Source organism: Pseudomonas sp. DC1.2 (assembly GCF_034351645.1).
GTDB lineage: Bacteria > Pseudomonadota > Gammaproteobacteria > Pseudomonadales > Pseudomonadaceae > Aquipseudomonas.
This window is the reverse complement of the sequence record NZ_CP133782.1, coordinates 3,830,925-3,843,711: the sequence shown is the minus strand read 5'-3', so window position 1 is coordinate 3,843,711 and position 12,787 is coordinate 3,830,925. Positions and strand designations below refer to the sequence as shown.

At 58.3% G+C, this 12,787-nt stretch carries 15 protein-coding genes; 9 read left to right on the top strand and 6 right to left on the bottom strand.

The annotated features are described in order from the left end of the window. Positions 1-7 precede the first annotated feature (7 nt). The 3 genes from RHM68_RS17220 (at position 8) to RHM68_RS17210 (ending at position 2,600) form a co-directional block, all read left to right on the top strand. The gene (locus tag RHM68_RS17220) at positions 8-442 is read left to right on the top strand and encodes a DoxX family protein (RefSeq protein ID WP_322216997.1); all 435 of its coding nucleotides are present in this window, start codon (positions 8-10) and stop codon (positions 440-442) included. Positions 443-550: 108 nt separating this feature from the next. Continuing rightward, positions 551-1,975 (top strand): IS1182 family transposase, encoded by a 1,425-nt coding sequence (locus RHM68_RS17215; protein ID WP_322216996.1) that lies wholly within the window; start codon positions 551-553, stop codon positions 1,973-1,975. A gap of 316 nt (positions 1,976-2,291) precedes the next feature. Then, the gene (locus RHM68_RS17210) at positions 2,292-2,600 is read left to right on the top strand and encodes a class I SAM-dependent methyltransferase (protein WP_322216994.1); all 309 of its coding nucleotides are present in this window, start codon (positions 2,292-2,294) and stop codon (positions 2,598-2,600) included. Positions 2,601-2,602: 2 nt separating this feature from the next. Here the strand turns inward: RHM68_RS17210 and greB are convergent, their stop codons facing one another. Genes greB through RHM68_RS17195 form a run of 3 tightly spaced genes read right to left on the bottom strand, consistent with a single transcriptional unit; the run spans position 2,603 to position 6,322 of the window. Next, the gene (gene greB, locus RHM68_RS17205; protein WP_034150173.1) at positions 2,603-3,100 is read right to left on the bottom strand and encodes a transcription elongation factor GreB; all 498 of its coding nucleotides are present in this window, start codon (positions 3,098-3,100) and stop codon (positions 2,603-2,605) included. 34 nt (positions 3,101-3,134) lie between these two features. After that, the gene (locus RHM68_RS17200; protein WP_322216991.1) at positions 3,135-5,639 is read right to left on the bottom strand and encodes an ABC transporter permease; all 2,505 of its coding nucleotides are present in this window, start codon (positions 5,637-5,639) and stop codon (positions 3,135-3,137) included. Beyond that, positions 5,639-6,322 (bottom strand): ABC transporter ATP-binding protein, encoded by a 684-nt coding sequence (locus RHM68_RS17195; protein ID WP_322216989.1) that lies wholly within the window; start codon positions 6,320-6,322, stop codon positions 5,639-5,641. The genes RHM68_RS17200 and RHM68_RS17195 overlap by 1 nt, the downstream gene beginning before the upstream one ends. 10 nt (positions 6,323-6,332) lie before the next feature. Between RHM68_RS17195 and RHM68_RS17190 the strand changes: the two genes are divergently transcribed. The 3 genes from RHM68_RS17190 to RHM68_RS17180 all read left to right on the top strand — a co-directional run bounded on the left by RHM68_RS17190 (position 6,333) and on the right by RHM68_RS17180 (position 8,415). Beyond that, positions 6,333-6,938 carry an arylesterase gene (locus RHM68_RS17190; RefSeq protein ID WP_322216987.1) on the top strand — a complete coding sequence of 202 codons (606 nt, stop codon included), beginning with the start codon at positions 6,333-6,335 and terminating at the stop codon, positions 6,936-6,938. A 55-nt stretch (positions 6,939-6,993) separates the two neighbouring features. Then, the gene (locus tag RHM68_RS17185; RefSeq protein ID WP_322216985.1) at positions 6,994-7,287 is read left to right on the top strand and encodes a hypothetical protein; all 294 of its coding nucleotides are present in this window, start codon (positions 6,994-6,996) and stop codon (positions 7,285-7,287) included. A gap of 156 nt (positions 7,288-7,443) precedes the next feature. Then, positions 7,444-8,415, top strand: coding sequence for a L,D-transpeptidase family protein (locus RHM68_RS17180; RefSeq protein ID WP_322216984.1), 972 nt, complete (start codon positions 7,444-7,446; stop codon positions 8,413-8,415). A gap of 121 nt (positions 8,416-8,536) precedes the next feature. Here the strand turns inward: RHM68_RS17180 and oprI are convergent, their stop codons facing one another. Further along, the gene (gene oprI / locus RHM68_RS17175) at positions 8,537-8,788 is read right to left on the bottom strand and encodes an outer membrane lipoprotei OprI (RefSeq protein WP_002553018.1); all 252 of its coding nucleotides are present in this window, start codon (positions 8,786-8,788) and stop codon (positions 8,537-8,539) included. A gap of 637 nt (positions 8,789-9,425) precedes the next feature. Here oprI and RHM68_RS17170 point away from each other — a divergent pair. After that, positions 9,426-9,713 (top strand): GNAT family N-acetyltransferase, encoded by a 288-nt coding sequence (locus tag RHM68_RS17170; RefSeq protein ID WP_322223833.1) that lies wholly within the window; start codon positions 9,426-9,428, stop codon positions 9,711-9,713. A 71-nt stretch (positions 9,714-9,784) separates the two neighbouring features. Here RHM68_RS17170 and RHM68_RS17165 read toward each other — a convergent pair whose 3' ends face one another. Both RHM68_RS17165 and RHM68_RS17160 read right to left on the bottom strand, forming a co-directional pair. Beyond that, entirely contained in the window at positions 9,785-10,861 is a 1,077-nt protein-coding gene (locus RHM68_RS17165) for a 3-deoxy-7-phosphoheptulonate synthase (RefSeq protein WP_322216964.1), read from the bottom strand. A 128-nt stretch (positions 10,862-10,989) separates the two neighbouring features. Beyond that, a complete protein-coding gene (locus RHM68_RS17160; RefSeq protein ID WP_322216962.1) occupies positions 10,990-11,433 on the bottom strand; it encodes a PilZ domain-containing protein in 444 nt (147 codons plus the stop codon). Between RHM68_RS17160 and RHM68_RS17155 the strand changes: the two genes are divergently transcribed. Together RHM68_RS17155 and RHM68_RS17150 are read left to right on the top strand one after the other, a co-directional pair. After that, positions 11,432-11,818, top strand: a complete 387-nt coding sequence (locus RHM68_RS17155; protein ID WP_322216959.1) for a thioredoxin family protein — start codon at positions 11,432-11,434, stop codon at positions 11,816-11,818. The genes RHM68_RS17160 and RHM68_RS17155 overlap by 2 nt on opposite strands. Continuing rightward, the gene (locus tag RHM68_RS17150) at positions 11,815-12,771 is read left to right on the top strand and encodes a putative 2-dehydropantoate 2-reductase (protein WP_322216956.1); all 957 of its coding nucleotides are present in this window, start codon (positions 11,815-11,817) and stop codon (positions 12,769-12,771) included. The genes RHM68_RS17155 and RHM68_RS17150 overlap by 4 nt, the downstream gene beginning before the upstream one ends. The last annotated feature ends 16 nt before the right edge of the window (positions 12,772-12,787 follow it).

The following is a 12,787-nucleotide window of genomic DNA, read 5'->3' as shown; positions in this document are numbered from 1 at the left end:
ACACGGCATGAGCACACTGATCAACAAGGTTTTGTTCACCCGCGCTGGCTACGGTTTGACCGTTTTGCGGATCTTCGTCGGTATCATTTTCGCTGCCCATGGTTCGCAGAAGCTTTTTGGTCTGTTTGGTGGTTATGGCTTGGCCGGTACTGCGCAGTACATGGAGAGTCTTGGTTTGACGCCGGGTTACCTGATGGCGATCCTGTCAGGCGGCACGGAGTTTTTCGCCGGTTTGGCGCTGATTATTGGTTTGTTGGTGCGTCCCGCTGCGCTGGGGTTGAGCTTTCTCTCGCTGGTCGCGATCTTGTCGGTACACATTCATAACGGTCTGTTTATGGCCAACAACGGTTACGAGTTCGCCCTGGCATTGCTCGGCGGCAGCATCGCCGTAATGATTGAGGGTGCCGGCAAGCTTTCGGTAGACCGCGCGATCTCGGGTTGACCGCCCAGGCTCAATCAAAAGGCCCGCATTCCAGGCTGTGTGAAAACCTAGCAATCTGCTGGCCGGTTGAAGAAAATGCCCGTATCGCAAGATACGGGCATTTTTCTTATGCGCTATATCCAAGGTGAAAACCGCTCCCAGAGCGCGCTGTTTCCACTCTCGCTAGACGAACTCATTCCCGATGACCATCTGGTTCGGGTGATCGAGGCCTATGTTTCGCTTCTGGACTTTGAGCTGCTGGGCTTCGACAAAGCCAGGCCCAAGGCCACGGGACGCCCTTCGTATGATCCCGCCGACCTGCTCAAACTCTACCTCTACGGCTATTTTCAGCGCATCCGCTCGTCGCGGCGGCTCGAGGCCGAGTGTCAGCGCAACGTTGAAGTCATGTGGCTGCTTGGCCGGCTGGCCCCTGACTTCAAAACCATCGCTGATTTTCGGCGCGATAACAGCGCTGCGTTCACCGCAACCTGTCGCACCTTTGTTCGGTTTTGCCGAAATGCCGGTCTGATTGCCGGCGAGTTGGTGGCAATCGATGGCAGCAAGTTTCAGGCGGTTGCCTCAAGTCGCAAACACCTGACACCGAAAAAACTCAAGCAGCGAGAAGCGGTGCTCGATAAGCGAATTGCGCGTTATCTGGCACAACTTGATGAAGCAGATCGTGGCGAGGATGGGGAATCGATTGATCGTTCAGCGGTGCAAGCCGCGCTTCAAGAGTTGCAGGTAAAAAAGGCCAATAACCAGACCTGTCAGGTGCTGATGGAGGCTCAAGGTCTGGCTCAACACGTCGTGGGCGAGCCCGAGGCCCAGAAGATGCGAACGGCGTCCGGCCCGCTCGTGGCCTACAACATTCAAAGTGCTGTAGATGCCAAACATTGTCTGATTCTGCACCACGAAGTCACTCAGGAAGGCACCGACAATCGCCAGCTCGATCCGATGGCCAAAGCGGCCAAAGAGGAGCTGCACCAATCAGAACGCTGCGTCACAGCGGATGCGGGCTACTCCAATGGCGCCCAGTTTCAGAGCTGTGAAGATGCCGGCATCACGGCGTTTGTGCCCCCGAATCGGTCCATCAACACCACCGGTGGTGACGAACAGTACTTTGATCGAACCGAATTAATTTATGACACGGACAACGATCAATATCAGTGCCCCGCCGGCAACCAACTGACGCTCAAACAACTGAGCAAGGGCGACCGGATCTATCAGGCGGCTATCAGCGACTGCCGAAGTTGTCCGCTCAAAAGCCGCTGCACCAAGGCCGAACGCCGGTATCTGACGCGCCATGCCCACGAAGCGGCATTTGAGCGAATGGAGGGGCGGATGAAGGCCCATCCCGAAATGATGGTCAATCGCCGATCCATCGTCGAGCATCCCTTCGGCAACCTGAAGCAATGGATCTTCGGCAATGGCCGGTTTTTGCTGCGCCAGTTACAGGGTACTCGCGCAGAAATGGCGCTTGCGGTACAGGCCTACAACTTGAAAAGGGCTATCCAGGTGTTGGGAGCGCAAAAGCTGATGGCGCTGATGGGCTGAGAGGCCCTTTATTTTTCAGATCGCAGAAAAGCAAATGCCCCGACAAGTCGGGGCATTTGCTTTTAACCGGGACAGATTGTGTTTTCACACAGCCTGATTCGCGGGCCTTTTTTTGTTTTCACGATTGTTGACACTGTCTACTCAGCTTCTCTAGGATGTGGCTCATGCGCCGATTTAAACAGCTACTTGCGGGGCGCCAGGTGACTCAGTGAGTTGCCGATAGAAGCCAGAACAGGGCTTCGAAATACCGCTAAAGCGCTGGTTCGGTGTTGCCTCTCACCTGCCATGCAGACTTTTGAGGCAGAGACACGACCCAATGAATGCACTAAGCCCCGTTGTACGCCCCGCGCCGATCACGGCACACCTGACCCAACGCAATCCAAAAATCTTGCTAGGCGGCAAACATCAGCCAACGCTCTTGCGTTATCTCGATGGTTGGCCTCGTCGTACCGGTCGGCCGGCTGCCTTTCTGATCCAGTTCGTCGAAGACGGTGAATCGCTATTACGTTTCGCCAATGACAGTTTCGACTTGGCGGTGATTCAGTCGCCCAGCCTTGCAGATGCTCCAGACGTCATCAAACAGTTGATCCGTGTGGCTCGGCAAGGGCTGATTACCCGCCGCTGAGGTCAGGGGTAATCGATGGCCACGATGTACACGCACTGTTCACCGGTGGGTGTCTGCACCCGAACCTCGGCGTCCAGCGCCTTGCCGATCAGTGCGCGAGCCAGAGGTGAGTCGATGCTGATCAGGCCCTGCTTCAAGTCCAGCTCATCCGGTCCGACGATGCGGTAGCGTGATTCCTTGCCGTCCTCATCCTCGATCGTGACCCAGGCACCGAAATACACTTTGTTCGGATCGCTGGGCTTCTCACTGACGACCTTGAGTGCCTCAAGCCGTTTGGTAAGGAAGCGCACGCGGCTATCGATTTCGCGCAGCATTTTTTTGCCGTAGGTGTACTCGGCGTTTTCCGAGCGATCACCCTGTGCCGCAGCCTCGCTGACCGACTGCGTTACCTGTGGTCGGCGCACATGCCAGAGCTCGTGAAACTCGGCGCGCATCCGCGCTTCACCTTCGGGGGTGATCAGCGCGGTGCCCGCAGTGCGGGGAGGGCGATAACGACTCATGGCGACTTCTTGTTGTGGAAAGGCATCGAGTCTATCAACCCTCGCGCAGGACTGTCAGGGGGCTGGCGTTCAGTGCGCGGCGCGTACCGAAGACGCCGGCGCCACCGATCAGCACTGCTCCGATCAGTGGCAATACCAACAGCCATGGGTGCGGATGCCAAGACAGGTCGAAGGCATAGCGGTAAAGCACCAGGCTCACCAATTCGCAACCCAGTGCTGCCAGCAAACCGCTGACGGCGCCCAACAAGCCGAATTCGATCCTCCGGGCTTTGACCAGCAGTTGCCGTTCGGCGCCCAGCGCCCGTAACAGTGCGCCTTGGCGAATACGTTCATCAAGGGTCGCCTGCAAGCCGGAGAACAGCACCGCCATCCCCGCTGCGAGGACAAACAACAGCACGTATTCCACCGCCAGGGTTACTTGAGCGAGGATGCTGCGCAACTGCTCCAACAAGGCTTCGATTTGCAGAATAGTGACCGCCGGGAATGCCCTGGACAGGTCGACAATCTGCTGATCGTGACCGGCAGCCAGATAGAAGCTGGTGAGGTACGTCGCCGGCAGATCTTTCAGGGTGCCTGGCTGGAAGATCATGAAAAAATTTGGTTGGAAATTGTCCCAATTGATTTGGCGCAGGCTGGTGACTTTTGCTTCGCGATTGACCCCGCCGACGGTGAACACCAAGTGATCACCCAGTTTCAGCTTCAAACTTTCAGCGACTTTACCTTCGACTGAAACGCCGGGGACATCATCCGCGGTCTGTTGGGTCCACCAAGAGCCGGCGGTGAGCGTATTGCCCGCCGGCAGGTCCGCCGCCCACGTCAGACTCAGGTCGCGCTGAATCGCCCGGTCACCTGCGGAGTCCTTGCTGACAACATCCTGCACGGGCTCGCCATTGATACTGATCAGACGTCCTGGCACCACCGGGTAAAGAGGCGCCGACTGCGCGGAGAGTTCGATCAGGCGGTCGGTGAAGGCCTGTTTGTCCGCTGGCAGAATGTTCAACGCGAAGTAGTTCGGTGCGTTTTTGGGGAGCTGATTTTGCCAAGTGTCCAGTAACTCGCCGCGCAGCAGCGCGACCAGAGCCATGGATAACAGAATCAAACCGAAGGCCAGCGACTGGCCGGCTGCGGCCAGTGGATGGCGCAGCAATTGACCCAAGCCCAGGCGCCATGGCAACGACGCGCGAGCCAGTATTCGGCGAAGGCTTTTGAGCAGCAGCAACAGCAAGCCGCCGAGGATCAAGGCTGCCAGCACGCCGCCGCCCAGCAGAGCGAAAGTCAGGACCAGGTCCAGGCTCAAGCGCCACATGATTAGCCCGAGTGCGCCCAGTGCTGCGCCGTAGACCATCCAGGTGCTGGAGGGAATGGGTAGCATGTCCCTGCGCAGCACGCGCAATGGCGGAACTCTACCCAGAGCGGCCAGCGGCGGCAGGGCGAACCCGGCCAGTGCGACCAGCCCGGTGCCGATCCCGGCAATGGCCGGAAACAGGCCGCCCGGTGGCACATCGCTGGGGACCAAATCATGCAGCAACGCAAACAACCCAAGTTGCGCCAACCAACCGATGAGGGCACCGCTTAGGCTGGCCAGCAATCCCAATAGGGTCAGTTGCAAACTGAACAGCACCATTGTTTCCCGGCGTGACAAACCGAGGCAGCGCAGCAACGCACTCGCATCGAATCGGCGGGTGGCGAAGCGTGTCGCCGACAGCGCAACGGCCACGCCGGATAACAGCACCGCTACCAGACTGGCCATGTTCAAGTAACGTTCGGCCTTGCCCAAGGCGCCGCCGATCTGCCGGTTACCATCGCGGGCATCCTGTAACCGCTGGTTGGCCGCGAGGCCGGGCTTGATCGATTGGCGATAGGCTTCCAGCATCTGCGATTGGCCGCGCCACAGTTCACGGTAACTGACTCGACTGCCAGGTTGTACGACGCCGGTCGCGTTCAGATCGCTGAGATTAATCAAGACCCGAGGGGTGAGGCTGTAGAAATTACCGGCGCGGTCCGGTTCGTATGTCAGCACGCGCGACAGTTTCAGCGTTTTCATGCCGACGTCGATGCTATCGCCCATTTTCAGGTTCAGCGCAGTCAGCAGTCGCGCTTCAACCCACGCTTCGCCGGGTTTAGGCCCGCCGCCGGACACTTCCGGGGCGAAGGGGGTCGGGGCGCTTTTCAGTTCGCCGCGCAGAGGGTAACTGTTGTCGACGGCTTTGATGCTGGAGAGTTGAATGCCGTTGTCGGTGGCGATGACGCTGGAAAACTCCACCACTTGAGCATGTTCAAGCCCCAGCTCCGTGCCGCTTCGTATCTGTTCGTCGCGTGCCGGGGAGCTGCCTTCGAGCAGCAGGTCGGCGCCGAGAAACTCGGTGGCACGCAACATCATGGCGCCGTTCAGGCGAGCACCAAAGTAGCCGATGGCGGTGCTCGCAGCGACGGCGACCACCAGCGCGAAGAACAACACGCGCAACTCACCGGCACGAGCGTCGCGCAGTAGCTGGCGGATGGCGAGACTGAACAGGCGCAACATTGGCAGGCGTGCCATCAAGGCTCCAGGGGCGCGACCAGCAGGCCCGCTTCAAGACGGATCAGGCGCCGGCAGCGATGTGCCAGGCGTTCATCGTGGGTCACCAGCACCAGGGTCGTGCCGCGCTCCTTGTTCAATTCGAACAGCAAGTCGCTGATGCGCTCCCCGGTGTGGCTGTCGAGATTGCCAGTGGGTTCGTCGGCAAACAGAACGTCGGGTTCGGCGGCGAAGGCGCGGGCAATCGCTACGCGTTGTTGCTCTCCGCCGGAGAGCTGGCGCGGCGAATGAGTCAGGCGCTGACCCAAGCCCACTCGTTGCAGTAGCTCGGTGGCACGTTCGCGGGCGTCTTTGCGGCCATCCAGTTCCAGGGGCAGCATGACGTTTTCCAGCGCGTTGAGACTGTCCAGCAATTGAAATGACTGGAACACAAACCCTACGTGCTCGGCGCGAATGCGGGCCCGTTGATCTTCGTCGAGACGGCTCAGGGCTTGCCCGGCGAGCGTGACTTCGCCGCTGCTCGGCAGATCCAGGCCGGCGAGCAGTCCAAGGAGGGTGGATTTGCCGGAACCGGAGGCGCCGACGATCGCCAGACTGTCGCCCTTGTTCAGTTCCAGGCTGAGTTCGTGCAGGATGGTCAGTTCACCTTCCGCGCTGGGAACCACTTTGCTGAGGTTCTTCGCGGTGAGAATACTTGCGCCCATGGAGAGTCCGATGCGAGTGTGGTTTTTGAGTGCTGGCCTGGCCTTGATGTGCATGGCCCAGAACGCAGCGGCGGGAACAGTCCTGATCGTTGGCGATAGTATCAGCGCCGGTTTCGGCCTGGATACCCGCTTGGGGTGGGTCTCGTTGCTTGAGCAACGCCTCAAGCGTGAAGGTTTCGACGATAAGGTGGTCAACGCGTCCATCAGCGGCGACACCAGTGCCGGAGGCCAGGCGCGCCTGCCGGCGCTGCTTGCAGAGCACAAGCCGCAACTGGTGATCCTTGAGTTGGGTGGTAACGACGGCCTGCGTGGCTTGCTGCCGACTCAATTGCAACAAAATCTTGCGTCGATGATCGACAGCTCCCGGGCCAGTGGCGCCAAGGTGTTGTTGTTGGGCATGCAATTGCCGCCCAATTACGGCGCGCGCTATACCAAAGCTTTTGCCGAGGTGTACGGCACTCTTGCCAACGAAAAAAAGATTCCGCTGGTGCCGTTTTTTCTCGATGGCATAGGCGGCCATCCGGACCTCATGCAAGCAGACGGCCTACACCCTGCGGCAGGGGCCCAAGGCAAGTTGCTGGAAAATGTCTGGCCGACACTGAAACCGCTGCTTTGACGCTTTTCTAGCGGCGGTGTTTCGGCTAAGGTGGCGCCCCGATTTGGAGCCCCCGATGCCGCGTCCCGCCTGGTCCCTGTTTGCCTACCAACTGATCGAGCCTGATGAGCAGTTGGATCTGTTTGCCTGCCAGGAAGTGCGCGTGCATCTGGTGGCCCGTCAGTTGGAACTCGGTGGCTCGGCAGACCGCACCCTGTGCGGCGGCCTGCTGCCGGCACAGCCGCGCTGGTCGAGCGTTGATCGCAGAGTCTTCCAGGATCAACGGCTGTGTTCGCTGTGCCGGGCCATCCTCGAGTCGCAGAAGCGCGGTACATCGCCGATCTGGCCTGAACTGCGATTCGAGCTTTAGGCTTAAAGCCGAGGGGGGGCTCTTCAAACCCGCTCCCCGCCACATGAAAAAAACGTCATGCATCGTCTGTGGCGCGCTCCATCTCCCCGAATTCGCGGGCGTCGGTGTACAATCGCCGACTTATAACCCTTGTCGATCATGCGAAGGATTTTCCGGATGTTGTCGCGCTTTCCTGCCGTCACCCGCTGCTTGTCTCTTGCCGCCCTCTGTGTGGCAGGTCCCGTTGCAGCATTGGAGTTGCCTCTGCCACCGCCCGGCGAAGATATCATCGGTCAGGTGCAGGTGATCAAGGCCAAGTACGAAGACACCTTCGCCGACCTGGGCACCACTTATGACCTGGGTTACCTGGAGATGGTCGCAGCCAACCCCGGTGTCGACGCCTGGCTGCCGGGCGCCGGCACTGAAGTCGTGCTGCCGACCCGCTTCATCCTGCCGCCGGGTCCTCGCGAAGGTATCGTGATCAACCTGGCTGAATACCGCCTGTACTACTACCCGAAAGGCCGCAACGTGGTTTACACCTTCCCGCTGGGTATTGGTCGCGAGGGCTGGGGGTCGCCTATTGCTCACACCACTATTACCGCGAAGACGCCGAACCCGACCTGGACGCCTCCAGCGTCGATTAAGGCCGAGCACGCCGCAGATGGTGATCCACTGCCGAATGTGGTGCCCGCAGGCCCGGACAATCCTCTGGGGCCATTCAAGTTCAACCTGGGCACGCCGGGCTACCTGATTCACGGTTCCAACAAAAAATTTGGCATCGGTATGCGCACCAGCCATGGCTGTTTCCGGATGTTCAACAACAACGTACTGGAAATGGCGGCCATGGTGCCGGTCGGTACTTCGGTACGGATCATCAACGACCCGTACAAGTTCGGCATGAGCGGCGGCAAGGTTTATCTCGAAGCGCATACGCCGCTGGACGACAAGGGCAACCCGTCGGTAGTCGACAAACACACTGCGGTGATCAACGCGATGCTCAAGCGTGAAGACATCACCAACAATCTGCGCATGAACTGGGATGTGGTACGTGACGTGGTGGCGGCCGAAGATGGCTTGCCAACCGAGATCGCTGTGCCTAACACCGCGGCTCCAATGGTCTCGAGTACGCCGATCGACCTGCAGCAGTAATCGTGTGAAGGAACCCGCCGGCGTTAATCGCGTCGGCGGGTTTTCTATGACCGGGCTAAAATCCAGGCATAAAAAAGCCGACCCAAAAATGGGTCGGCTTGATAATAATCCCGAAGGACTATTACTTGCGGCTAGCTTTGTCCAGCATGCGCAGAGCACGCTCGTTAGCTTCGTCAGCAGTCTGTTGTGCTTTTTGAGCAGCAGCCAGAGCTTCATCAGCTTTACGGTAAGCTTCGTCTGCACGAGCCTGGGAGCGAGCAGCTGCGTCTTCAGTAGCGGTCAGACGTGCTTCGGTTTCTTTCGATACGCTGCTGCAACCGGTAGCCAGAACTGCGGCCAGAGCCAGAGCAGAGAATTTCAGAACGTTGTTCATCGTGTTCCCCTTCAAGGACTTTCTATTAAGTAGCTGTCTCCTCAGAGTGAGGAAATAGCCGGCGTACATACTACCCATTACTTGTAGTAAGTAAACTGACGTAGCGCAAGAAGCAAAAAAATTGTAGGCGTTGATTCTTTTTCGAGCAACTTTTAACTGAGTTGTCTAAAAAATATGCATCGGCAAGGCTCGGATTCAGCGAGCCGTCTGGCGCAAGGCTGTCTGCGCTGGCGGCTGTTTTTTTGGTGTTGACTACAATTTGTCTAGATGGGGTCGTCTACACTTCTGTTCGAATTTTGCAGTGCCTCCCTCATATCTTTCTGCATGTTGAGGTGACTTTAACAACGGGCGCTCGTCTTAAGTCTCAACATCCGGCAATGTTCAGGCTTTCGACCTTCTGATCTTTGGTCGAGTCGCCCCTGCGTAATTGCGCAATGCACCCGTCACCCAAACGTGATGACGAGCGTATCTTGAGCATTTGTGTCAATGGTGCCTACTATTTGATACGTGCCAGGTTGCGCGAGATCGGTGCCGCTCTTCTCGGTGTCCATTCAGGCGCAGGGTGGCGTAGATGTTCCTTCGCCGGAAAAACATCGGTAAGGTAGGGGTCAAAATTCAAGACCCGCGAGGAGTAGTGATGAGCGAGGCGTTGTCCATCCACCATGACCAGGCTGGTCATCAGTTCGAGACCAATGTGGACGGTCATCGTGCCTATCTGACCTATATGGATCTGGGAAAGCAGACCCTGGATATCTATCGCACCTTCGTGCCAAACGCATTGCGCGGTCGAGGCATTGCAGCGGCACTGACCGAGCAGGCGCTGCAGTATGCCGAGGAAATGGGCTACACCGTGATTCCATCGTGCTCCTACGTCGAGCGCTACATGGAGCGTCACCAGCGGCATGCCGCGAAGCTGAACCCGTAACCCAAACAATCACGCATAAAAAAACGCCGGGTTAAGCCCGGCGTTTTTGTGTGTGCGATAAAGACGTCTGATCAGTGGCGATCACGTTTTGGAAGCACATCCTTGAGCTTGGCATGCATGCTGCGCAAGGTTTTTTCGGTAGCTGACCAATCGATGCAGGCATCGGTGATCGACACGCCGTATTGCAAGTCGGCGAGGTCTTTCGGGATTGCCTGGCAGCCCCAATTCAGATGACTCTCGACCATCAGGCCGATGATCGACTGGTTGCCTTCGAGGATCTGGTTGGCGACGTTTTCCATCACTAGCGGTTGCAGGGCCGGGTCCTTGTTGGAATTGGCGTGGCTGCAATCGACCATGATGTTCGGTTTGATCTTCGCCTTGTTCAGCGCTTGTTCGCAGAGCGCAACGCTGACCGAATCGTAGTTCGGCTTGCCATTCCCGCCGCGCAGCACCACATGCCCGTAAGCATTGCCCTTGGTGGTGACGATTGACACGCCTCCTTCCTGGTTGATACCCAGAAAACGGTGCGGACTGGAAACCGATTGCAAGGCGTTGATGGCAACCGTCAGGCCACCGTCGGTGCCGTTTTTGAAGCCGACGGCCGAGGACAGGCCAGAGGCCATCTCACGGTGAGTCTGGGACTCGGTGGTGCGTGCGCCGATGGCCGACCAACTGATCAGGTCCTGCAAGTATTGCGGGGAGATCGGGTCGAGGGCTTCGGTGGCGGTTGGCAAACCCATTTCAGCCAAGTCCATCAGTAGCTGGCGACCGATGTGCAAGCCATCCTGAATCTTGAACGAGTCATCCAGGTACGGATCGTTGATCAAGCCTTTCCAGCCGACGGTGGTGCGCGGCTTCTCGAAATACACACGCATGACCAGATACAGGGTATCGGACACTTCTGCGGCCAAAGCCTTGAGGCGCTCAGCGTATTCGTGGGCAGCCTTGATGTCGTGGATCGAGCATGGCCCGATGACCACGAACAGGCGGTGGTCAGTGCCGTCCAGGATGTTGCGAATCACTTCGCGGCCCTTGGTGACGGTGTGCAGGGCAGCGTCACTCAGAGGAATATCACGCTTGAGCTGATCGGGAGTGATCAGCGTCTCGTTGGAGGCGACGTTTAGGTCGTTGATCGGTAAATCAGCCATCGTTTACTCGTCAGGTCACGGGTGCCGGCCGCCAGCGAACCCGCGCGGCGGAGCACAGCAAATTAAGCGCGTCGGGGAGCCGAACCTTAGCGCGTTACGCGCCTGCTCGACAATGGGCAGACACCGGTTTAATCCAGCACTGGCTGTGCAAATGCCTTGCTGACCGTATCGTGAGAGAACTCGTCGGCGTGTTGCTGGACCCATTCCAGGGCCAGGGCCTGATTGTTTTGCAGTTGGTTTTGGGGTTCGTGCAGGCGGCAGTAGCGGTCGATCTGGCACGCCTGCTCGCCCATTCGAGCACTGAACAGTGTCTGCTCGTCGACGAAGGCAATCCCGACCAGATAGCCGCGCTTTCGTCTCAAGCACCAGGCGACGTAGCCCAGATAGCAAAGATTGGGGCTCAAGCTGGGCATTCGCACTTCCAGCGCTGACCCCCGTCGCCAGGCACGGTGATAATTGCAAGCCATGCCGCCGAGGCTGATAGTGTGCAGCCGTTGCCGTGAAATGCACTCATGCTTGAGCAGCGTCAGCTCCACGGGCACATCATCAGGATGAGGAAGAAAACGTCCCATGAACACGGATTCCCTGTGTCGCCCATTTGACAGTGTTTCCACCAGTATAGTGGCCGAATCGGAACTGACCGATTTCGACGCCGATCAACGACTGCTAGCGATGGGTGGTGTGTCACTGATTGTTTTTACCAGCGTCGGCTGCGCCAGTTGCCGATTTGCCCGGCAACAATTGCCTGGACTCGATCTGAGGATCGATCGGCTGTGTTGGGTCGATGCGGAAAACAACGGTGGGCTGGTGGAGCGTTATGAGGTCTTTCATTTACCGGCGCTGTTTGTAGTGCGCGACGGTCAGTTCTTTGGGGCGCTACAGTCGCGCTTGACCCCTACCGAGCTTAATGCCGCCTTGAAGCAAGCGTTGACTCGAATTGCAGAGGAGTTGCCATGATGGGTGCAATTGCAAAACCGACAATCGGTATTGTCGGCACCGGAGCAATCGGTGGGTTCTATGGGGTAATACTTGCGCGAGCGGGCTTCGATGTGCATTTTTTATTGCGCAGTGAGTTTTCAGCGGTGGCCGAGCACGGCCTGAAACTGGATAGCGCAGTGCATGGAGCGCTGACCTTGAATCCGGTCCAGGCCTATTCATCGGCCGAAAACATGCCGCCGTGTGACTGGTTGCTGGTGGGCGCCAAGACCACCAGCAACGCGGATCTTGCCCCTGCCATTCTTCACGCCGCGGCGCCCGGTGCAAAAGTGCTGCTGCTGCAAAATGGCCTGGGCGTTGAAGACAGCCTGCGTCAGTGGCTTCCAGATTCGCTGCATGTGCTCGGCGGGCTCTGTTTTATTTGCGTCCACCGTGCCGACCCTGGGGTCATTACCCACCAGGCGCTCGGTGCGGTGAATGTCGGCTACCACAGCGGTCCTGCCGCCGATGAAAAGGCGCGCATAGCGATTGTAGAGGAGGGGGCCGCGCTATTTCGGGCTGCAGGTATCGACTCCCTGGCCATGCCGAACCTGCATCAGGCGCGTTGGCAAAAACTGGTCTGGAACATTCCCTACAACGGTCTGTCGGTTTTGCTCGGGGCCAGTACTGCGCCGCTGATGGCCGATGTCGACAGTCGGGAGCTGGTCAAGGCGTTGATGGCCGAAGTGGTCCGCGGTGCGACAGCTTGCGGCCATGACATGCCGCTCGGTTATGCCGACCATTTGCTGAGCGTGACCGAAAAAATGCCCGACTACTGGCCAAGTATGTATCACGATTTTCTGCACAAGCGCCCGCTGGAACTGGACGCCATTTACCTCAAGCCTCTGGCAGCGGCAAAGGCCGCAGGGTGCGAGTTACCGCTCATCGAGAGCTTGCATCGCAGTTTGAGTTTTATCGATCGACGTAATACTTAAGTCGATCAATCGGGGG

Excerpts from the sequence above, each read along its gene's own strand:
- RHM68_RS17220 (WP_322216997.1), top strand. The coding sequence starts at position 8 with ATGAGCACACTGATCAACAAGGTTTTGTTCACCCGCGCTGGCTACGGT.
- RHM68_RS17215 (WP_322216996.1), top strand. The coding sequence starts at position 551 with ATGCGCTATATCCAAGGTGAAAACCGCTCCCAGAGCGCGCTGTTTCCA.
- RHM68_RS17210 (WP_322216994.1), top strand. The coding sequence starts at position 2,292 with ATGAATGCACTAAGCCCCGTTGTACGCCCCGCGCCGATCACGGCACAC.
- greB (WP_034150173.1), bottom strand. The coding sequence starts at position 3,100 with ATGAGTCGTTATCGCCCTCCCCGCACTGCGGGCACCGCGCTGATCACC.
- RHM68_RS17200 (WP_322216991.1), bottom strand. The coding sequence starts at position 5,639 with ATGGCACGCCTGCCAATGTTGCGCCTGTTCAGTCTCGCCATCCGCCAG.
- RHM68_RS17195 (WP_322216989.1), bottom strand. The coding sequence starts at position 6,322 with ATGGGCGCAAGTATTCTCACCGCGAAGAACCTCAGCAAAGTGGTTCCC.
- RHM68_RS17190 (WP_322216987.1), top strand. The coding sequence starts at position 6,333 with ATGCGAGTGTGGTTTTTGAGTGCTGGCCTGGCCTTGATGTGCATGGCC.
- RHM68_RS17185 (WP_322216985.1), top strand. The coding sequence starts at position 6,994 with ATGCCGCGTCCCGCCTGGTCCCTGTTTGCCTACCAACTGATCGAGCCT.
- RHM68_RS17180 (WP_322216984.1), top strand. The coding sequence starts at position 7,444 with ATGTTGTCGCGCTTTCCTGCCGTCACCCGCTGCTTGTCTCTTGCCGCC.
- oprI (WP_002553018.1), bottom strand. The coding sequence starts at position 8,788 with ATGAACAACGTTCTGAAATTCTCTGCTCTGGCTCTGGCCGCAGTTCTG.
- RHM68_RS17170 (WP_322223833.1), top strand. The coding sequence starts at position 9,426 with ATGAGCGAGGCGTTGTCCATCCACCATGACCAGGCTGGTCATCAGTTC.
- RHM68_RS17165 (WP_322216964.1), bottom strand. The coding sequence starts at position 10,861 with ATGGCTGATTTACCGATCAACGACCTAAACGTCGCCTCCAACGAGACG.
- RHM68_RS17155 (WP_322216959.1), top strand. The coding sequence starts at position 11,432 with ATGAACACGGATTCCCTGTGTCGCCCATTTGACAGTGTTTCCACCAGT.
- RHM68_RS17160 (WP_322216962.1), bottom strand. The coding sequence starts at position 11,433 with ATGGGACGTTTTCTTCCTCATCCTGATGATGTGCCCGTGGAGCTGACG.
- RHM68_RS17150 (WP_322216956.1), top strand. The coding sequence starts at position 11,815 with ATGATGGGTGCAATTGCAAAACCGACAATCGGTATTGTCGGCACCGGA.